This is a genomic window from Cupriavidus pauculus, assembly GCF_002858765.1.
Lineage (GTDB): Bacteria > Pseudomonadota > Gammaproteobacteria > Burkholderiales > Burkholderiaceae > Cupriavidus > Cupriavidus pauculus_B.
On record NZ_PJRP01000001.1, the window covers coordinates 172019 to 191408 of the forward strand.

At 65.6% G+C, this 19390-nt stretch carries 17 protein-coding genes and 1 tRNA gene; 5 read left to right on the plus strand and 13 right to left on the minus strand.

Annotated features, from left to right (window positions below):
- From CYJ10_RS00770 to def, 9 genes are all read right to left on the minus strand, one after another.
- A complete protein-coding gene (locus tag CYJ10_RS00770) occupies nt 1-381 on the minus strand; it encodes a YkvA family protein (RefSeq protein ID WP_257991881.1) in 381 nt (126 codons plus the stop codon).
- A gap of 151 nt (nt 382-532) precedes the next feature.
- Nucleotides 533-608, minus strand: a tRNA-Phe gene (locus tag CYJ10_RS00775).
- A gap of 59 nt (nt 609-667) precedes the next feature.
- Nucleotides 668-1384 carry a response regulator gene (locus tag CYJ10_RS00780; RefSeq protein ID WP_101679681.1) on the minus strand — a complete coding sequence of 239 codons (717 nt, stop codon included), beginning with the start codon at nt 1382-1384 and terminating at the stop codon, nt 668-670.
- 54 nt (nt 1385-1438) lie between these two features.
- Nucleotides 1439-3922: a sensor histidine kinase gene (locus CYJ10_RS00785; RefSeq protein ID WP_101679682.1), complete on the minus strand. Its 2484-nt coding sequence runs from the start codon at nt 3920-3922 to the stop codon at nt 1439-1441.
- On the minus strand, nt 3919-4743 hold the full coding sequence (locus CYJ10_RS00790; protein ID WP_101679683.1) for a DUF4390 domain-containing protein: 825 nt from the start codon (nt 4741-4743) through the stop codon (nt 3919-3921). Before CYJ10_RS00790 ends, CYJ10_RS00785 begins: the two co-directional genes overlap by 4 nt.
- 11 nt (nt 4744-4754) lie before the next feature.
- Nucleotides 4755-6128, minus strand: a complete 1374-nt coding sequence (rsmB, locus tag CYJ10_RS00795; RefSeq protein ID WP_101679684.1) for a 16S rRNA (cytosine(967)-C(5))-methyltransferase RsmB — start codon at nt 6126-6128, stop codon at nt 4755-4757.
- 164 nt (nt 6129-6292) lie between these two features.
- Nucleotides 6293-7153, minus strand: coding sequence for a zinc metalloprotease HtpX (gene htpX / locus CYJ10_RS00800; RefSeq protein WP_101679685.1), 861 nt, complete (start codon nt 7151-7153; stop codon nt 6293-6295).
- A gap of 135 nt (nt 7154-7288) precedes the next feature.
- Entirely contained in the window at nt 7289-8290 is a 1002-nt protein-coding gene (gene fmt, locus CYJ10_RS00805) for a methionyl-tRNA formyltransferase (protein WP_101679686.1), read from the minus strand.
- 115 nt (nt 8291-8405) lie between these two features.
- Nucleotides 8406-8912, minus strand: coding sequence for a peptide deformylase (gene def / locus CYJ10_RS00810; protein WP_101679687.1), 507 nt, complete (start codon nt 8910-8912; stop codon nt 8406-8408).
- Nucleotides 8913-9076: 164 nt separating this feature from the next.
- On the opposite strand from def, the gene CYJ10_RS00815 reads away from it, so the two are divergent.
- From CYJ10_RS00815 to CYJ10_RS00830, 4 genes are all read left to right on the plus strand, one after another.
- Nucleotides 9077-10252, plus strand: a complete 1176-nt coding sequence (locus CYJ10_RS00815; protein ID WP_101679688.1) for a LysM peptidoglycan-binding domain-containing protein — start codon at nt 9077-9079, stop codon at nt 10250-10252.
- 41 nt (nt 10253-10293) lie between these two features.
- Complete coding sequence (gene dprA / locus CYJ10_RS00820) at nt 10294-11421, plus strand: DNA-processing protein DprA (RefSeq protein WP_101680364.1); 1128 nt, start codon at nt 10294-10296, stop codon at nt 11419-11421.
- Between the two features lie 36 nt (nt 11422-11457).
- The gene (locus CYJ10_RS00825) at nt 11458-11865 is read left to right on the plus strand and encodes a thioredoxin family protein (RefSeq protein WP_101679689.1); all 408 of its coding nucleotides are present in this window, start codon (nt 11458-11460) and stop codon (nt 11863-11865) included.
- A gap of 159 nt (nt 11866-12024) precedes the next feature.
- On the plus strand, nt 12025-14730 hold the full coding sequence (locus tag CYJ10_RS00830) for a DNA topoisomerase III (RefSeq protein ID WP_101679690.1): 2706 nt from the start codon (nt 12025-12027) through the stop codon (nt 14728-14730).
- Between the two features lie 57 nt (nt 14731-14787).
- Here the strand turns inward: CYJ10_RS00830 and CYJ10_RS00835 are convergent, their stop codons facing one another.
- Complete coding sequence (locus CYJ10_RS00835) at nt 14788-15711, minus strand: LysR family transcriptional regulator (protein WP_101679691.1); 924 nt, start codon at nt 15709-15711, stop codon at nt 14788-14790.
- A gap of 189 nt (nt 15712-15900) precedes the next feature.
- Between CYJ10_RS00835 and CYJ10_RS00840 the strand changes: the two genes are divergently transcribed.
- On the plus strand, nt 15901-16149 hold the full coding sequence (locus CYJ10_RS00840; protein ID WP_101679692.1) for a hypothetical protein: 249 nt from the start codon (nt 15901-15903) through the stop codon (nt 16147-16149).
- 132 nt (nt 16150-16281) lie between these two features.
- Here CYJ10_RS00840 and CYJ10_RS00845 read toward each other — a convergent pair whose 3' ends face one another.
- From CYJ10_RS00845 to CYJ10_RS00855, 3 genes are all read right to left on the minus strand, one after another.
- Nucleotides 16282-16716, minus strand: a complete 435-nt coding sequence (locus tag CYJ10_RS00845) for a hypothetical protein (RefSeq protein ID WP_101679693.1) — start codon at nt 16714-16716, stop codon at nt 16282-16284.
- A gap of 242 nt (nt 16717-16958) precedes the next feature.
- Entirely contained in the window at nt 16959-17153 is a 195-nt protein-coding gene (locus CYJ10_RS00850; protein WP_092291010.1) for a YbdD/YjiX family protein, read from the minus strand.
- Nucleotides 17154-17169: 16 nt separating this feature from the next.
- Nucleotides 17170-19245 carry a carbon starvation CstA family protein gene (locus CYJ10_RS00855; RefSeq protein ID WP_101679694.1) on the minus strand — a complete coding sequence of 692 codons (2076 nt, stop codon included), beginning with the start codon at nt 19243-19245 and terminating at the stop codon, nt 17170-17172.
- Between the last annotated feature and the right edge of the window lie 145 nt (nt 19246-19390).

Genomic DNA, 19390 nt, shown 5'->3' on the forward strand with positions numbered 1-19390 from the left:
CTAGTGGGCGAGCCAGCGCCAGATGCCATAGGCCGCCACCGCCCACACGCCCACCACCAGAACAATGCCCCAGCGACTGCGCGGCTTCGCGCCGCTGGCGGCCATCCATGCGCTCGCCTGTTCACGCGACGAAGCCAGCACGGCCGCAGACATCAGCCTGACGGCCAGCCAGATCAGCGCAGGCAACAGCAGCACGTCATCGACATAGCCGAGCACGGGAATGAAGTCCGGCACAAGATCGATCGGACTCAACGCGTAGGCCACGACGAACGCGCCCAGCGCCTTCACATACCAGGGTGTATCGGGGTGCCGGCACGCGAACCAGAGCGCAACACCATCACGCTTGATGGCGCGCGCCCAGATGCGCAGGCGTTGGGTCAAGGGGAGTGGCGATTCGTTTCGGGGGTGCACTGCGCGGCTCCGGATCGGCTCGATATTGTGACCCGAAGCGGAGTCGAATTCGTCAGGCGCGGCCTGATGAACCGAAACCACAAAACAAAAACGGACGCCAAAGCGTCCGTTTTCTTGAATCTGGTGGCCTGGGACGGAATCGAACCGCCGACACAAGGATTTTCAATCCTCTGCTCTACCGACTGAGCTACCGGGCCAAAGAAGCGAAACTATAACCGCGGCCTTGGCCCTCGTCAAGCCTTTTCTGTGCTACTTGTTACTGCTCGGTCGGTTCCGGCTTGTTGCGGCCGAGCTCCACGCCCAACTGCTTGAGCTTGCGATACAGGTGGGTGCGCTCCAGACCCGTCTTTTCAGCCACGCGCGTCATGCTGCCGTGTTCGCGCACCAGGTGGTACTCGAAATACGCGCGCTCGAACAGGTCGCGCGCCTCGCGCAGCGGCATGTCGAACGAGAACTGCATCTCCCCCTCGGGGACACCGCGCGACGGGTTGCCGTTGGGGGCAGCCTCGGCAGGTGCCTCGGTCGGTGCGACTGAGGAAGCGGTCATTTCCGGCGTGCCGGCGGCCGCCAGCGGCACGGCCGCGGCCGGCGCGGTGCGGGGACGCTCGATGCCACGGGCCAGGCCCGCTTCCACGGCGGAAAGCAGCTTCTGCAGCGCGATGGGCTTCTCAAGAAAATTCAGCGCGCCGATCTTCGTGGCTTCCACGGCCGTATCAATCGTGGCGTGCCCCGACATCATGATGACCGGCATCGTCAGATAGCCCTGCGCGGACCACTCCTTGAGCAGCGTCACGCCATCGGTATCCGGCATCCAGATATCGAGCAGCACCAGGTCAGGCGTGGCATTCGCACGGAAATCACGCGCCTTCTGGGCGTTTTCCGCAAGCTCGACCACATGTCCTTCGTCACTGAGAATTTCCGAGAGCAGTTCCCGGATTCCCATTTCGTCATCGACTACGAGGATCGTTGCCATACTTCCCCTCTTAACCCCACCGCAGCGCTAACCGGAGGCGCCGGCGCGCAAGATTTAAGCCAGTTTAACGAACAGGATCGAGATCTGCGCTCCGGCGATCTCGGTACCGTTCATGCGATTGCGCAATTCAATGCGCGCGCCATGTTCGTCAATGATCTTCTTCACCATCGCAAGCCCGAGACCCGTACCCTTGGCTTTCGTGGTCACATACGGCTCGAACGCACGACTCAGGATGCGTGGTGCGAATCCAGGACCATTGTCCGTAATGGACAACTTGACGGCTTGCCGGTCTTCGCCGGCGGAATCTTTGTATTCTACAGTCTCGGTGTGCAGAGTGATATGGGGCGCCGCCCTACCGGCCGCCACGTTGTCCGCCGCCGCATCCTGCGCATTCTGCAGGAGGTTGTGAATCACCTGTCGCAACTGCGTCGGATCTCCCTTGATTTCCGGCAGATCCAGGCCCAGCGCCGCATGAATCACCGGGTGCTCGTGCTCGGCGGGATCGTCGATGCCGTACAGATGCAGGACTTCCGCCGCCAGGCTGTTCAGCGCCAGCGACTGCATCACCGCCGGCGGCGTACGCGCATAGTCGCGGAAGTCGTCCACCATGCGTTTCATTGCCGCTACCTGGTTAACGATCGTAGTGGCCCCGCGCTTTAGCACTTCGGCATCGGCATGCTCCAGCTTGGGCGACAGCTTCATCTGCAGCCGCTCGGCCGAAAGCTGGATCGGTGTCAGCGGATTCTTGATTTCGTGGGCCAGCCGGCGCGCCACCTCGCCCCACGCCACCGAGCGCTGGGCCGAGATCACGTCGGAGATATCGTCGAACACCACCACGTAGCCGGGCTCGTCGCGGCTGCCGCCCGGCAGGTGGGCGCCACGCACCAGCAGCGTGAGTGGCTGTTCCTCGTCGCCCGGCGGCAGTTCGATCTGCTTCTGCCAGTGTTGCGAGCCGCCCAGCACCTCGCGCGTGGTCTGCTCGGAGAATGCCTGGCGCACGATGTCGGCAAAGTCGCCCATGCCCGGAATCTGCTCGACGGGCTGGCCCAGCACGCCCGCGAACGGCTGGCGGAAGATGCGCTCGGCACCGGGGTTGGCCGTAATCAGCGTGAAGCGGCGGTCGAAGACCAGCACGCCGGCGGTCAGATTCTGCAGCACGCTTTCCAGGTACGCCTTCGATTGTTCCAGCGCCACGCGATTGTCTTCCACCGCGATGCGCGCTTCGGACAGCTGGCGCGTCATCTGGTTGAACTGCTGCGTCAGTTGGCCCAGTTCGTCGCGGCTCTTCAGCTCGCGCTTGGGTGAGAGGTCGCCCTCGGCCACTTCCTTCGTGCCCTGCAGCAGCATCAGCAGCGGCCGGGCCAGCTGGCCGCCCAGCAGCAGGGCCAGCATCACGGCGATGAAGACGGCCAGGAACAGCGTCAGCGTCAGCGTGCCGATGTACATCTTGCGCAGGCCAGTGCGACCGAGCGCCTTTTCCTGGTACTCCTGGTAGGCACGCTGCACTTCGTCCGCGTTGCGCGCCAGCACCGCCGGCACCGGATGCAGCACCTGCAGGTAGCGTTCCTCGCGCACCGTGTCACCGACCAGTCCGAAGCCCGTGGCCGGGGCATCCTCGGGGCGGCGTTCGATGGAAAGCCCTGAGCCGGCCCAGCGGCTGCCCGGCGGCGCCAGCCGCGTGCGTGCGCGTGCCGCCGCAGCGGCAGCCGCGGCACTGGCGCTGACGCTGGCCGAAGCCTGCGCGGCTTCATCGGGTGTAGTCGGGGCTGGCGCGGGGCCTAGCGGAATGATGACGCGGATCCGGTACAGGTGGCTGCTGTCGAGGTTGGCCGGCGCCTTGTCGCTGCCGGTGGGGTCGGTGCCGCCCTCCACGGCCGCGTAGCCGCCCGCCATGCGTGCCTGCTCGGCCAGCACGCCCGATGGAATGTCAGGCACCAGCGTGGCGTAGCTGCTCGACGCCGTGGCCAGCACGCGGCCGCTCCCGGTGAAGATCGCGGCTTCCTGGATGCCGTACTGCTCGCGCAGACGGTTCAGCTGCAGCGACGAGGCCATGCCCGATGCGCCCGTGAGCTGGTCCGCCATCAGGCGTGCCTTGCCTTGCAGATCGGCCAGCTGGCTGTCGATGGTGGAGCGTCCCAGGTTCAGCCCCGCCTCCAGGGCGTTCTCCACGCGCACGTCAAACCAGGATTCGATGCTGCGCGATACGAACTGCAGGGACACCAGGTAGATCAGCACGCCGGGCAGCACGCCCACCACGCCGAAGAACACGGCCAGCTTGCTCATCAGCCGCGTACCAAACTTGCCCCGCCGGTAGCGCACCCACAACGTGAACGCGAGCGCGCCAACCGTCAGGACCAGCAACACCCCGACCACGAGGTTGATCTTGAACAGCAGTGTGAAATAGCGATCGAAGAATTCGGTGTTTGCCGATGCGCCCGCCAGCAGGCCCACCAGCACCAGCGCCAGAAAGACGATGATGCCGACCACCACGCGATAGAGCACGCGGCGGAACCGGCTATCCCACGGGTTGCCGTTCATGGCTGACTGGCCGGCTGGACCAGTTGGATGGGCGACAGCACATTCGACACCGTTTGCGCGAACGGTGCGCGCAACTCGGCGGAGACTCCCGACGCGGCGGTCGGCGCAGACCCCGGCATGGCCGGCGGCGCGGGCGGTGCTACTGGTGGCGGGGGTGGTGGCGGCGGCGGGGCGTCCAGGTTGGTGGGCACCGTGTAGTTGAAGCGTTTCCACTCCGACGACAGGTTCCATTCGCGCGTGTTCACCGCATTGATCTGGAACGGCTTGGGCAATTGCGACAGATCCAGCCGCATGCGCGTCTCGGCGTGATACGTCTCGCCGGTCTTTACGTCCTTGCGCTCGAACACGCGCCAGCCGCGCACCTGCTGGATAAACTGCAGCGCGCCCTTCAGGCGATTGAACGGCAATTGCAGGCCACCGGTCGACACGCGATATTGCCGCGTCAGCGGCTGGTAAGACAGACGCACCGAACGCGAGGCGTTGACGGGCTTTTCATCGAACCAGTACCAGCGCGACCGCGACAGCTGGAAGTCGACCACGAAATAGAGCGAGATGCCCTTGTGCAGGGCGTCTTCGAGCGCGGGCGGTAGATCGAAGTCGAACGACGCGCCAAGCTCGAAGCCGCCGTCCTGAAAGTCGATGCGCGCCTCGGTGGTTTCAATCAGCTGCGCCCCGGCATGGGGCACGTACACGACCAGTGCCAGCAGCAGCAATGCGGTTGCGTACCACGTGCGCAGGATGCCGGCCAGCGGTGCTGCCGGCCATTCGCGCGCCGCGCGGCCGGGGGCACGTAGGACGAACAGGCGCTGCAGGTTCGGCATTGGTGGAAATATCAGGCGCGTTTCTGGAAGCGGGCGTAGTAGAAGCCATCGTGATCCGATGGCAGGCTGGCCTCGCCGGCGGTCCCGCTGCCGGTCGTCTCAGGCGCCTTGATGCCGGGCAGCAGTTGCCCCGGCGCCTGCAATCGTATCGCATCTGGAAGCTGCGCACCAAACCAGAGCGCCTGCTCCTCGCCTTCCGTTGGGAAAATAGAACAGGTCACGTAGACCAGGATGCCGCCCCGTTTCAGCAGCGGCCACAGCTGCGAAACGATGCGGCGCTGCTCGGTCATCAGCTTGGCCACGTCGGACTCGCGCCGCAGCCAGCGGATATCGGGGTGCCGCCGCACGATGCCCGACGCCGAGCATGGCACATCGGCCAGGATGCGATCGAATGGTTGGCCATCCCACCAGTCCTTGGGGCGGCTTGCGTCGCCCACGATCACTTCGGCGCGTTGTCCCAGGCGAGCCAGGTTGTCGTGGATGCGAGCGGCGCGTTGCGCGTCGCTTTCCACCGCCGTCACGTGGATGTCGGCAAGCTCCAGCAGATGGCCGGTCTTGCCGCCGGGCGCCGCGCAGGCGTCCAGCACGCGCATGCCGTCGGAAACTTCGCACAGCGGCGCGGCCAGTTGCGCACCGGCGTCCTGCACCGATACGTCGCCTTCGGCAAAACCGGGAATCTGCGATACCGGAAAGGCCCGCGCCAGACGCACGGCCTGCTCACCCACGGCGGTGCCGGCCAGCCCGGCATTGGCCAGTTCCTGAAGATACGCCTGCACCGAAATGCGCTTCGGATTGACCCGCAACGTCATCGGCGGTCGTTCGTTGACGCTCTCGGCCAGGGCCATCCACTGGTCGGGGTAGGCGCGGCGCAGTTGCGCGAGCCACCACGACGGCAGGTTCCAGCGTGCTTCCTCGTCCTGCATGATCTTCGGCATCAGCGCCTTGCGCTCGCGCAGGAAGCGGCGCAGGACGGCATTCACCAGGCCGCGCGCATGCGCGGTCTTGGGTTCCGAGGCCGCCGCGCTGACGGCCTGGTCCACGACGGTGAAATCGGAATAGCCACCTCGCCCCACCTTGCCGCCATGGCCTTCCTCGCCCTCGATCAGCAGGGCCAGCGCCACGGCCAGCAGGGAATCGACAAGAGCACCGGGCGGACGCGTCACCAGTTGCGTCACCAGCGCGCGCGTGGTGCCGAACAGGCGGACGGAGCGATATGCCAGGTCCTGGATGGCGCCGCGCGTGGCGGCGTCGCGTACGCGGTCCAGCCGCAGATGGGTGGCGACATCTTCGATGGCCTGCGGCAGGGCCGCGCCTTCGTGCACGCCGCGAACAGCCGCGGCAGCACCGAGCATCTGGAAGGCAAGGGATTCGTGAGGCAGGCGCATACGGAAAATCAGACTGGCAACGTAGGAAAAGGAGTGACGCAACAGGCGTCGGGTCGGGCGGATACAAGAATGCCCGCCGGTTCCCGGGGGAACACAGCGGGCAGTTTACCCGTTGTCGCGGGCTGGCCGGTCAAACTGGCCAAATCCCGGTGCCGGTGCTGGCATCAGGCGGGATAGCTGCCCGTCTGCGCCATGTGCATCAGGCGAGAGATGCGCTCCTCGGTGGCCGGGTGCGTCGAGAACAGGTTGGCGATGCCGCCGCCGGACAGCGGGTTCATGATCATCATCTGCGCCGTGGCCGGGTGCGCTTCGGCCGCCTGGAACGGGATGCCCTGCGCGAAGCGATGGATCTTGTCCAGCGCGCTGGCCAGTGCCTGCGGGTCGCCGCTGATCTCGGCGCCGCCTCGGTCAGCCTCGAATTCGCGTGCCCGCGATATCGCCATCTGGATCAGCGATGCGGCCAGCGGGGCCAGGATGGCCACGGCAATCGAGGCGATCGGGTTGGTACGGTTGCCGTTCTCGTCGCGGCCGCCAAAGAACATCGCCATGTTGGCCAGCGCCGAGATGGCACCGGCCATGGTGGCGGCGATGGTCGACGTCAGGATGTCGCGGTGCTTCACGTGCGCCAGCTCGTGCGCCATCACGCCGCGCAGTTCGCGGTCGGACAGCACGCGCAGGATGCCGGTGGTGGCGGCCACGGCCGCATGCTCGGGATTGCGGCCCGTGGCAAAGGCGTTGGGGGCGTCCTCGTTGATCAGGTACACGCGCGGCATGGGCAGGCCGGCACGCTGGGCCAGTTCCTGCACCATGTTGTAGAACTGCGGCGCGGTGCTGGCATCCACTTCCTGCGCGTTGTACATGCGCAGGACCATCTTGTCCGAGAACCAGTAGGAGAAGAAGTTCATGCCCAGCGCGATCAGCAGGGCGAACATCATGCCGCTACGGCCGCCGATCATGCCGCCGATGACGATGAACAGCGCCGTGATGGCGGCCATCAGCATGAAGGTCTTGACCCAGTTGAACATGGTTTGGTCTCCAGAGAGATCGATCAGGGCGCGTACCCGCCCCTGCGGGACGCGATGTTCGTTAGATAGGGCCAGGACCGCAGGAATTCAATGCTGATGACAGGGTTTTACGATGCAGAGGGACGCAAACGCCACTCAGGCTGCGCCGCCGACCAGGCATCGCGTGCCGGGTGGCAGCGGCATGGCCTGCAGGAACTGCTGGGCCGGCTGGCGGCGGCCTCCGGCCTTCTGCAGTTCGGTCACCTGCAGTGCGCTGCCGTCGCCACACGCGATGATCACGCCGGCGGCATCCGATGCCAGTACGGTGCCAGGCGGATGGGGCAGGCTGGTACCGGCCGCCAGCGGCAGCGCCTGCCAGCACTTGATGACGGTATCGCCCACCTGGATCGTGGCACCCGGAAACGGATTGAAGGCGCGCACCTGGCTGGCCAGCGCCGCGGCCGGGCGGGTCAGGTCCAGCGGGGCTTCATCCTTGGCGATTTTCTCGGCGTAGGTGATGCCGGCTTCGGGCTGGGGCGTGGCCTGCAACGGCTGGCCGGCGCCCAGCTGGCGCAGGGCGTCGACGATCATGCGGCCGCCCAGCGCGGCCAGCGTGTCGTGCAGGCTGCCGGTGCTGTCCTGCGGACCAATCGCCACCGCCTCGCGCGATAGCATCGCGCCGGTATCGAGCCCTTCGTCCATCTGCATCAGCGTGATGCCGGTCTCGACGTCGCCGGCCTCGATGGCGCGATGGATAGGCGCCGCGCCGCGCCAACGCGGCAGCAGCGACGCATGGATGTTCAGACACCCATGGCGCGGCAGATCGAGTACCTCGGCCGGCAGGATCAGGCCGTAGGCGGCCACCACCATGACATCGGGGGCGATTTGCGCCAGGGTGTCCACGGCGGCCCCGGCTTCCTCGGGATACTTGCCGTTCCGGCGCAGCGAGCGCGGCTGGAGCACGGGGCCCAGCCCGGCTTCCAGTGCGAACTGCTTGACCGGGCTGGCCTGCAGCTGCATGCCCCGGCCCGCAGGCCGGTCGGGCTGGGTCAGCACGGCAACCACCGGAAAACCGGCAGCGTGAATGGCCTCAAGGGCAACGCGCGCAAACTCGGGAGTGCCGGCAAACGCGACGCGCAGTGGCTGGGCTTGAGTCATGACAGGAATCCGCGGGTAGAAACGACACCGGCCGCATAGCGGCCGGTGTCGTGAAGTGTCTCAGGAGATGTAACGATAGCAGACGCCACCTGCGTGGCACGCCTCTGTTACATCCTTACATGCGCGAGCGGACGCGCTTCTGGAGCTTGCTCTTGATGCGGTTCAGCTTGAGCGGTGACAGATATTCGACGAATACCTTGCCGTTCAGGTGGTCGATCTCGTGCTGTATACATACAGCCAGCAGATCGTCGGCATCAAGCTCGAACGTTTCGCCCTTTTCATTGAGGGCGCGCACCTTGACGCGGTCGGGCCGCTCCACGCGGTCGTAGACCTCCGGCACCGACAGGCAGCCCTCTTCCCAGACCTTGCGGTTGTCGCTGGCCCAGATGATTTCCGGGTTGATGAACACCATCAGTTCGTCGCGCGTCTCGGAGATGTCGATCGTGATCACGCGCTCATGCACGTCCACCTGCGTGGCGGCCAGGCCGATGCCGGGCGCGTCGTACATGGTTTCCGCCATGTCGTGGGCGAGCTGGCGGATACGGTCGTCCACCACCGCCACGGGCTTGGCCACGGTATGGAGGCGAGGATCGGGGTAGGTGAGGATGTCGAGTTTGGCCATGATGCTCGGGCGCAACGCCGGGTGCTGTCCACTGCCCGACCGCCGTTGCGGCGTGCGGGGTTTCCATGCAGAATCGGGGCGCTAGTACAAAAATTCAAGGCGCGCCGCAGCAGGCACGCTCTACCTAGGGTCAATCCGGTCGTTCTCCCGACCGGCTCAGGAAAATGCGCGATCTTACCAAAGAACAGGCGGCGTCGGGCCGCAAGCTGCACGCGTTCACCTTCGCCATGCTATGTGTCGCCGGCGTCACAGCCGGAGCCGGCATGGCCGTCCAGGCGGCCGATCTGAACGTCTCGGCGGCACAGCTCGCCCAGGCCGATGCGACCGCCCAGCAGGGTATCCCCGTTTCCGAACTGGCGCCGAGCGCGCCAAGCCAGTACACCGTGCGGTCGGGCGACACGCTGTGGGGCATTTCGGGCCAGTATCTGCGCCAGCCGTGGCGCTGGCCGGCGCTGTGGGGCATGAACCGTCAGCAGGTTCGCAATCCGCATTTGATCTTCCCGGGCCAGATCCTTTACCTGGTACAGCGCGATGGCCGCGCGTACCTGTCGACCACCGCGCCGGGGGGCGCCCGTGGCGATACCCGCCTGTCGCCGCGCGTGCGTGGTGACGGCCCCGATGGCGAAGCGATCCTGAGCATTCCGGCGTCAGATATCGAGCCGTTCCTGACGCGTCCGCTGGTCGTGGAGCAGGGCACGGTCGATACGTCGGCCCGGATCGTGGCGTTGCCGGATGCCCGTGTCTACATGGGACGTGGCGATACCGGCTTCGTGCGCGGCATCGCGCCGCCCGACGCGGCGGTCGGCAGCGACTGGCAGGCATTTACCCCTGCCCTGCCGGTGCGTGATCCGGTCAGCAACGACGTGATCGGCTTTGAAGCCCAGTACCAGGGCAGCGTGCGCGTGACGCGCGGCCCGGAAGGTCCGGATGCCGTCACGACGGTGCAGGCCACCCAGTCGCCGCAGGAAATGGGCGCGGGCTCGCTGCTGCTGCCCCAGCCGACGCGTGAACTGGTGCGCTATGTGCCCCATGCGCCTGACAACAATGTCGAGGCGCGCATCGCGGCCGTGTATGGCGGCGTGCAGTACGGCGGCGCCAAGCAGGTGGTGGTGCTGAACCTCGGCTCGAACGCTGGCCTGGAGCCGGGTCACGTGCTGGCGCTGTCGCGCGTGGGCGGCGTGGCCAAGGATCCGACCGACGGCAACCGCAGCATCACGCTGCCGGATGACCGCTATGGCCTGGCCTACGTTTATCGCGTCTTCCCGGGCATCGCCTACGCGCTGGTGACCGATGCCAGCAACGTGATGAAGGTCGGCGACCTCGCCACCACCCCGCAATAACCGGCGGGCGCGTGCGCAAGCACGCGCTGCCGCGTTGTTCGATGACCGATTCGACTCGCGACCCAGCCGAAGTGGCTGCCTGGGTGCGGCTGACGGCAACACCCGGTGTTTCCGCGCAGGCCGGACGCCGTCTGCTGGCGGCTTTCGGGCTGCCACAGGCCGTGCTGGCCCAGAACCTTGCAAGGCTGCGTGATGCCGCGGAGCCCGCGGTAGCGCGCGCCCTCGCCGCGCCGCCCGATGCCGACGTATCCGCCCGCATCGATCGCACCCTGCAGTGGCTCGACACGCCTGGCCATCATCTGGTCACCATGGCGGACGCCGCCTATCCGGCGCGCCTGCTCGACCTTGCCGATCCGCCGATGGTGCTCTACGTCAATGGCCAGGCCGGACGCCTGCAGGCGCCCTCGCTGGGCATCGTCGGCGCGCGCCATGCCACGGCGCAGGGCGTGCGCAATGCGCAGACGTTCGCTTCAGCGTTTTCCGATGCCGGGCTGGCCGTGGTGTCGGGGCTGGCGCTCGGCATCGACGCCGCGGCGCATGCGGCCGCGCTGGATGGGCCGGGCGGCACGGTGGCCGTGGTAGGAACCGGCGTCGATATCGTCTATCCGGCCCGGCACCACAAGCTGGCACACCAGATTGTCGATATGGGCGGAGCCATCGTCAGCGAATTCCCATTGGGTACGCCGGGGCTGCCGAACCATTTTCCGCGCCGCAACCGCATCATCGCGGCGCTGGCGCGCGGTGTGCTGGTGGTGGAGGCCGCCGAGCGGTCGGGGTCGCTGATCACGGCCCGGCTGGCGTCGGAAATCGGGCGCGAGGTCTTTGCGATTCCGGGATCGATCCACGCCGACCTTTCGCGCGGCTGCCACAAGCTGATTCGTCAGGGCGCCAAGCTGGTGGAGTCGGCGGCCGACGTTTTCGAGGAATTCGGGGATCTGGCACTCGCCGCAACGGCTGCGGACACGAAGGCTGGCCGAACCCCCGCCAGTCCCGCGCCGCCCGCGGCCGACGCACTCGGGACGGCGCTCGCCTATGATCCTGTCACGCTCGATGCGTTGTGCGAGGGCACCGGCATGACGGCAGAGGCGGTATCCGGCGCGCTGCTGCAACTGGAGCTGGCGGGCGCGGCAGAGCGCCTGCCAGGCAACCGATTCCGGCGTCTGGCATGATCCGCGGTATCGCGTTTGCCTCACTTTTCGACTCCAATGGCCGTTTACTTCCCCGAGCAGGACACTACTGCCCTGCGCCAGGCGCTCCTTGCGCGTCCGCAGGGACGGCTGGTGGCCTGTCTTTGCGCGGCATGGTGCGGTACCTGCAAGGAATATCTGCCCGGTTTTGCGGCGTTGGCGGCACGTTATCCGGACGATTGTTTCGTCTGGATCGATGTCGAAACCCACGCTGACTATCTGGGCGAGGACATCGACATCGAAAATTTTCCTACTGTATTGATTCAGCCCATTGCCGGAGGCGCGCCACAGTTTTACGGAACCGTGCTGCCCCACCTGAATGTGCTGGATCGGATGCTGGGACGCGCGGGTACCATGGCCGGCGCGGCGCCAGACATCCCGGAAGTGCTGCCCTGGCTGCTTGGCAGAGGTGCCGATAACGGTTGAGCATGGTCAGGGTGGGCGGCGGCGTTTGCTTGCACGCCCATCGGAACCGCGCTTATTATTGGCGCCTCAAAGCCCAGGCGTGCTGTTTACATAGTTTGCTGTGAATTTCAAGAGGCGCAAACTGCCCTTCAAGGCAGTGGCGCCGCAAGGACCCGTTGAATGTCTAAAGCCCTCATCATCGCGGAAAAGCCATCGGTTGCCGCCGATATTGCGCGCGCCCTCGGGGGCTTTGCCAAGCACGACGAATATTTCGAGAGCGACGACTACGTGCTGTCCTCGGCCGTGGGCCACCTGGTGGAAATCGCCGCGCCGGACGACTACGAGGTCAAGCGGGGCAAGTGGAGCTTCACCAATCTGCCGGTGATCCCCCCGCATTTCGACCTGCGCCCGATCGCCAAGACCGAATCGCGTCTGAAAGTGCTCAATCGCCTCATCAAGCGCAAGGATGTGACCGCGCTGATCAACGCCTGCGACGCGGGGCGCGAAGGGGAGCTGATTTTCCGGCTGATCGCCCAGCAGGCCAAGGCCAAGCAGCCGGTGCGCCGCCTGTGGCTGCAGTCGATGACGCCGCAGGCGATCCGCGACGGGTTTGCCGCGCTGCGCGAAGACGAGGAAATGATGCCGCTGGCCGATGCGGCCCGCTGCCGTTCCGAGGCCGACTGGCTGGTCGGCATCAACGGCACGCGTGCGATGACGGCCTTCAACAGCAAGGGCGGCGGCTTCTTCCTGACCACCGTGGGCCGGGTGCAGACCCCGACGCTGTCGATCGTTGTGGAGCGCGAAGAGAAGATCAAGCACTTCGTGCCGCGCGACTACTGGGAAGTGCGCGCCGAGTTCATCGCCGCCGCCGGCCTGTACGAGGGCCGCTGGTTCGATCCGAAGTTCAAGAAGAACGAATTCGACCCCGAGGCACGCGAGTCGCGCCTGTGGAGCGAAGCCGAGGCCAAGAGCATCGTGGCGGCCTGCCGCGACAAGGCGGGTACGGTTTCCGAGGAATCGAAGCCGTCCACGCAGCAGTCGCCGACCCTGTTCGACCTGACCACGCTGCAGCGCGAAGCCAACTCGCGTTTTGGCTTTTCGGCCAAGAACACGCTGGGCCTGGCGCAGGCGCTGTATGAAAAGCACAAGGTGCTGACGTACCCGCGTACCGACGCCCGCGCGCTGCCCGAGGACTACATGGACACGGTCAAGCAGACCATGGACATGCTGGCCGACAGCTCGCCGAACTACCTGCCGCACGCCAAGAAGATCCTGTCGCAAGGCTGGGTGAAGCCGAACAAGAAGATCTTCGACAACAGCAAGATCAGCGATCACTTCGCCATCATCCCGACCCTGCAGGCGCCCAAGAACCTGTCCGAGCCGGAGCAGAAGCTGTACGACCTGGTCGTGCGCCGCTTCCTGGCCGTGTTCTTCCCGCCCGCCGAATTCCAGGTGACCACGCGGATTACCGAAGTGGCGGGCCATCACTTCAAGACCGAAGGCAAGGTGCTGGTCAATCCGGGCTGGCTCGTGATCTACGGCCGCGAAGCGCAGGGCAAGGACGACAAGGACGCGAACCTGGTGCCGGTGCAGAAGGACGAGAAGGTCAAGACCGACAAGGTCGATGCCGTCGGCCTGAGCACGCGCCCGCCCGCCCGCTACAACGAAGCCACGCTGCTGTCGGCGATGGAAGGTGCCGGCAAGCTCGTGGACGACGACGCGCTGCGCGAGGCCATGGCCGGCAAGGGCCTGGGCACGCCGGCCACGCGAGCGGCCATCATCGAAGGGCTGCTGACCGAAAAATACCTGGTGCGCGAGGGCCGCGAGCTGATCCCGACCGCCAAGGCTTTCCAGCTGATGACGCTGCTGCGCGGGCTGGGCGTGCTGGAACTGACGCAGGCCGAACTGACCGGCGAGTGGGAACACAAGCTGTCGCAGATCGAGCGCGGCCGGCTGAAGCGCGACGAATTCATGCGCGAGATCGCGCAGATGACGCAGCAGATCGTCAAGCGCGCCAAGGAATACGACAGCGACACGATCCCCGGCGATTACGCCACGCTGGACACGCCGTGCCCGCAGTGCGGCGGCCAGGTCAAGGAAAACTACCGCCGCTTTGCCTGTACGGCGTGCGAGTTCTCGATCAGCAAGATCCCGGGCGGACGCCAGTTCGAGATCGACGAAGTCGAGGAACTGCTGCTGAAGAAGGAAATTGGTCCGCTGCAGGGATTCCGCAGCAAGATGGGCCGTCCGTTCGCAGCCATCCTGAAGCTGGCCAAGGATGACGAGGGCCACTGGAAGATGGAGTTCGACTTCGGGCAGAACGACGAGGAAGACGACGAACCGGTGGACTTCAGCGAGCAGACGCCGGTGGGCCACTGCCCGAAGTGCAATGGCTCGGTCTACGAGCACGGCATGAAGTACGTGTGCGAGAACGCGGTCGGCAGCGAGAAGACCTGCGATTTCACGACGGGCAAGATCATCCTGCAGCAGGAAATCTCGCGCGAGCAGATCGGCAAGCTGCTGACCGCCGGCAAGACGGACCTGCTGACCGGCTTCAAGTCGTCGCGCACGGGCCGCAACTTCAAGGCGTTCCTGGTCAAGCAGCCGGACGGCAAGATCGGCTTCGAGTTCGAGGTGCGCGAGCCCAAGGCGGGCGCCAAGCCTGCCGCGAAGTCTGCGGCGGCGAAGTCGGCCGCCAAGGGCGAGGAAGCGGAAGCCGCGCCGGCCAAGGCCGCCGCGAAGACCGCTGCCAAGAAGGCGCCGGCCAAGAAGGCTGCGGCTAAAACCGCGCCGGCCAAGAAGGTGGCCACGAAGACGGCTGCAAAGACTGCCACCAAGACCGCCGCGGCCAAGAAGGCGAAGCAGACTGCGGAAGCCGAAGAGTAAGCGCTCGCAAGGCGCGCTTGCGGCAAACGAAATGGCGAGGCAGATGCCTCGCCATTTTTATTGACTGGCCAGCTTGACGAGGTTCTCGCCAGCCCGCTGCTTGCCTTCGTCGAGCAGGAAGTCGATGAAGGCGCGCACCTTGGTGGGCAGGAATTTGCGGCTTGGGTAGACCACGCTGACATCGCGGCGCGGCAACTGGTACTGCGGCAGGATATGCATCAGCCGGCCGGCCTCGATATTGGGCCGGGCCAGGTACGACGACAGCATCGCGATGCCCATGTCGGCCAGCGCGGCCTGGTGCGCCAGCTCGGCATTGCTGCACAGCAGCCCCGGGCGAATCGGCACCGTGACCTCCCCTTCCGGGCCGGACAGGGTCCATTCGTGCTCGGCCGTGGGCAGTCGCATGGCGATGGCGCGGTGGTTGGACAGGTCGTGGGCCGTGCGTAGCGGCGGATGTTCGCGCAGATAGCCCGGAGAGGCGCACAGGACGATTTCGGCGGAGATCAGCGGCCGGGCGACCAGGTGCGAACCCAACCCGAGGTCGGACAGCATCACGCCGACGTCGCGCCCTTCCTCGACGATGTCGATCACGCGGTCCGACAACTGCACGTCGAAGACCACATCCGGATAGAGCTGGTGAAACCGTTCCAGGGTCTTCGGCAGCAGGTGCAGGCCGAACATGACCGGCGCCACGAGCCGTAGCGTCCCGGACAGCGACTGGCTACGGGCGGTGACGATCGATTCCGCCTCTTCGACGTCTTCCAGGATCTGCGCGCAACGCTGCAGGTAGGTTTCGCCGGCGTCCGTCAGCGACAGGCTGCGCGTGGTGCGGTTCAGCAGCCGGGTGCCGAGGTGGCTTTCCAGATCGGCCACATACCGCGTGACCACGGCGTTGGACATTTCCAGTTGCTGCGCCGCACGGGCGAAGCTGCCAAGTTCGACCACCTTGGCGAAGACGCGCATCGATTGCAGCCGATCCATGACATAGTCTCCCGCTTCCGCCGTGAATTTTTACACGGTACGGGTAGTTTATTGTTGAAACCACAATCAATCATTGTGGACGCGGATATTTATTCATATCAGGGGAATGCCTAATATCACGCTAACTGATGCCGCGACGCAGCAATATCCCAAACGACGGCATCCTCGAATAAAAGTGAAGGATTCGCCATGAAGCGCCAAATCGCCCTGATCGCTGCAGCCGTTGTTGCCCTGTCCGCCGCCCCCGCCTTTGCCAAGGCCGGCAAGTTCGACCCGTACACCGACGGCGCGAAGGCCGGCAAGTTCGACACCTTCACGGATGGCGCGAAGGCCGGCAAGTTCGACACCTTCACGGATGGCGCCAAGGCTGGCAAGTTCGATACGTTTACCGACGGCGCCAAGTCGTTCGACGTCTACTCGGACGGCGCCAAGATCTGATCCGCCAGATATTCCGCAAAAAGCCCGTACCAATCGGTACGGGCTTTTTTCATGGGCGTCCGGCGAGATTATCGAGTTGGGTCGCCAAAAGAAAACGGGCCAGATGGCCCGTTTTGCATTTTCCGCCTCGACTTAGTCGTGGTGGTGATGACGATGCTTGCTGCGCTTGTAGTTGCGGCGGTCGTCGTCATAAGAGTTGCTGCGCGACACGTTGCCGCCCAGTGCGGCACCGGCTGCACCGCCCAGGCCGGCGCCCACCAGGCCGCCCGTACGGCCGCCCATGGCGTTGCCGGCTGCGGTACCGGCGCCGCCGCCCAGGGCGCCGCCAATGATGGCGCCCGTGCGCTCGCGGCGATTCGAGGTCAGCGCACCGCCGGCGCCACCGCCGACTGCGCCGCCGATGATCGACCCGGTGCTACCGCCCAGTGCACCACCAACAGCGGCACCTGCCACGCCACCCAGGCCACCGCCGAGCGCGTTGTTCAGATCACCTCCTGCAAACGCCGGCAGCGTAGCCGCCGAGAGGGCAAGAGCCAGAGTCAGGTTGCGGAGAGGATGGCGAGACATCGTATTTTCCTTATGTGGTGTGTATCTGGAACCGGAGTGTAGAGAAGCAGCCCTACCCTTGCTGTAACCAGTTGTGAGGTGCTGTAACCCGCTGCAGAAACGGTATCGAACCGTTAAAAAGCGATGCTCCGGCGCAACAGCGCGCAATGATACGTCACAAAGTCACGGCGGGGACCGGGCATGAAAAAGCGGCCTCGCAGGGCCGCTTTCCGTTGATACCGGCTGACCGGCCAGCGCCGCCGTCAGCAGCACTTGCCCTGCCCGCCCCCGTACCGGGCCTCCTGGCGTTCGCGGAAGAATTCCTCGTACGTCATGGGCGCGCGGTCCGGATGGGTACTTTCCATATGGGCCACGTAGGTCTGGTAGTCGGGCAGGCCCACCATCAGCCGCAGCGACTGGCCCAGGTAACGTCCCATGGTTCCGATCTGATCCAGCATGGGTGGCTCCTTCCGGTCAGTGCGAGGCGGCCGATGCCTGGGCAGGCAGCGGCTCGAACGGCGTTTCGCTGTCGGTGCGCTTGCCCTGGTTGCGGGCCGCCATGGCGGTCTTGAAGCCGTAGAAGACAATCGACAGCACCACGAACATGAACAGCGCGCACAGGCCGGCGTCCAGGTAGTCGTTGAAGACGATGCGGTGCATCTGTTCCATCGTCTTGGCCGGCGCCAGCACCTTGCCTTCGGCAATCGCGGCGCTGAACTTCGACGCATGCGTCAGGAAGCTCACCTTCGGGTCGGCGTCGAACAGCTTCTGCCAGCCGGCGGTCAGCGTGCAGATCAGCAGCCAGCAGGTGGGCAGCAGCGTCACCCAGGCGTACTGGCCGCGCTTCATCTTCACCAGCACGCAGGTGCCCAGCACCAGCGCCACGGCAGCCAGCATCTGGTTCGAGATACCGAACAGCGGCCACAGCGTGTTGATGCCACCCAGCGGATCGACCACGCCCTGGTACAGGAAGTAGCCCCAGGCCGCCACGGTCAGCGCGGTGGCGATCAGGTTGGCCGGCAGCGATTCGGTACGCTTCAGCGACGGCACGAAGCTGCCCAGCAGGTCTTGCAGCATGAAGCGGCCGGCACGGGTACCGGCGTCAACCGCGGTCAGGATGAACAGTGCCTCGAACAGGATCGCGAAGTGGTACCAGAACGCCATCATGGCCTGACCACCCACCACCTGGTGCAGGATGTGCGCGATACCCACGGCCAGCGTCGGCGCGCCACCGGCACGCGAGATGATCGTATTTTCGCCAACATCCTTGGCGGTCTGGATCAGCACGTCCGGCGTGATCACGAAGCCCCAGGACGACACAGCCTGGGCCACGGCTTCCGGCGTGGTGCCGATCACGGCCGCCGGGCTGTTCATCGCGAAGTACACACCAGGCTCGATCACCGACGCGGCCACCAGGGCCATGATGGCGACGAACGACTCGGCCAGCATGGCGCCATAGCCGATGAAGCGCGCGTGCGATTCATTTTCCAGCAGCTTCGGCGTGGTGCCCGACGAGATCAGCGCGTGGAAACCCGACACCGCGCCGCAGGCGATGGTGATGAAGAGGAACGGGAACAGGTTGCCCGACCACACCGGGCCACCGCCCTGCGCGAACTGCGTGAAGGCCGGCATCTTCAACTCCGGCGCCACGATCAGGATGCCGATGGCCAGCGCGATGATGGTGCCGATCTTCAGGAACGTCGACAGGTAGTCGCGCGGCGCCAGCAGCAGCCACACGGGCAGCACGGCGGCGATGAAGCCGTAGATGATCAGCATCCACGTCAGCGCCTTGCCGTCGTACGTGAACAGCGGCGCCAGCGCGGCGCTCTCATGCACGTACTGGCCGCCGATGATGGCCAGCATCAGCAGCACGAAGCCGATTACCGACACCTCGCCGATACGGCCCGGGCGGATGTAGCGCGTGTAGATGCCCATGAAGACGGCGATGGGGATGGTCACCGCCACGGTGAAGGTGCCCCACGGCGAGCCCGCCAGCGCCTTGACCACGATCAGCGCCAGCACCGCCAGGATGATGATCATGATCATGAAGCAGCCGAACAGTGCGATCAGGCCGGGCACGGTGCCCATTTCGGACTTCACCAGGTCGCCCAGCGAACGGCCGTCGCGGCGCGTGGAGATGAACAGGATCATGAAATCCTGCACCGCACCGGCAAACACCACGCCGGCCAGAATCCACAGCATGCCGGGCATGTAGCCCATTTGCGCGGCCAGCACGGGGCCCACCAGCGGCCCGGCGCCTGCAATGGCGGCGAAGTGGTGGCCGAACAGCACCGCCTTGTTGGTCGGCACGTAATCCAGGCCGTCGTTGTGGCGCCACGCGGGCGTCATGCGTTTGGGGTCGAGCTGCATCACCTTGTCGGCGATGAAGCGGCTGTAGTAGCGGTAGGCGATCAGGTAGATGCAGAGCGCGGCAACCACGATCCACAGTGCGCTGACGGCTTCACCGCGCGACAGCGCGACAGTGGCGAAGGCAAACGCGCCGAGCACGGCGACGGCCAGCCACAACAGGTGTTGTCCGATGCGATTCATGTTGAAGGGTCTCCTCAGACCGGCTGAAAGAACCTGCGGCGACAGGGAGCCCGGGCAGCGGGGGCGGTGCCGGATGGCGCCACCGACAATCGCGCGGAAAGGGAGTCTCCTGGATGTCTGCGGCGTCCGGTCTGTTTCTCGTCTG

Bases quoted from the DNA above. Each gene is read 5' to 3' on its own strand.
- CYJ10_RS00835 (WP_101679691.1), bottom strand. From the start codon at position 15,711: ATGGATCGGCTGCAATCGATGCGCGTCTTCGCCAAGGTGGTCGAACTT.
- rsmB (WP_101679684.1), bottom strand. From the start codon at position 6,128: ATGCGCCTGCCTCACGAATCCCTTGCCTTCCAGATGCTCGGTGCTGCC.
- CYJ10_RS00780 (WP_101679681.1), bottom strand. From the start codon at position 1,384: ATGGCAACGATCCTCGTAGTCGATGACGAAATGGGAATCCGGGAACTG.
- CYJ10_RS00850 (WP_092291010.1), bottom strand. From the start codon at position 17,153: ATGCTGGATCAGATCGGAACCATGGGACGTTACCTGGGCCAGTCGCTG.
- fmt (WP_101679686.1), bottom strand. From the start codon at position 8,290: ATGACTCAAGCCCAGCCACTGCGCGTCGCGTTTGCCGGCACTCCCGAG.
- CYJ10_RS00815 (WP_101679688.1), top strand. From the start codon at position 9,077: ATGCGCGATCTTACCAAAGAACAGGCGGCGTCGGGCCGCAAGCTGCAC.
- CYJ10_RS00785 (WP_101679682.1), bottom strand. From the start codon at position 3,922: ATGAACGGCAACCCGTGGGATAGCCGGTTCCGCCGCGTGCTCTATCGC.
- CYJ10_RS00825 (WP_101679689.1), top strand. From the start codon at position 11,458: ATGGCCGTTTACTTCCCCGAGCAGGACACTACTGCCCTGCGCCAGGCG.
- CYJ10_RS00790 (WP_101679683.1), bottom strand. From the start codon at position 4,743: ATGCCGAACCTGCAGCGCCTGTTCGTCCTACGTGCCCCCGGCCGCGCG.
- def (WP_101679687.1), bottom strand. From the start codon at position 8,912: ATGGCCAAACTCGACATCCTCACCTACCCCGATCCTCGCCTCCATACC.
- CYJ10_RS00845 (WP_101679693.1), bottom strand. From the start codon at position 16,716: ATGTCTCGCCATCCTCTCCGCAACCTGACTCTGGCTCTTGCCCTCTCG.
- htpX (WP_101679685.1), bottom strand. From the start codon at position 7,153: ATGTTCAACTGGGTCAAGACCTTCATGCTGATGGCCGCCATCACGGCG.
- dprA (WP_101680364.1), top strand. From the start codon at position 10,294: ATGACCGATTCGACTCGCGACCCAGCCGAAGTGGCTGCCTGGGTGCGG.
- CYJ10_RS00840 (WP_101679692.1), top strand. From the start codon at position 15,901: ATGAAGCGCCAAATCGCCCTGATCGCTGCAGCCGTTGTTGCCCTGTCC.
- CYJ10_RS00830 (WP_101679690.1), top strand. From the start codon at position 12,025: ATGTCTAAAGCCCTCATCATCGCGGAAAAGCCATCGGTTGCCGCCGAT.
- CYJ10_RS00855 (WP_101679694.1), bottom strand. From the start codon at position 19,245: ATGAATCGCATCGGACAACACCTGTTGTGGCTGGCCGTCGCCGTGCTC.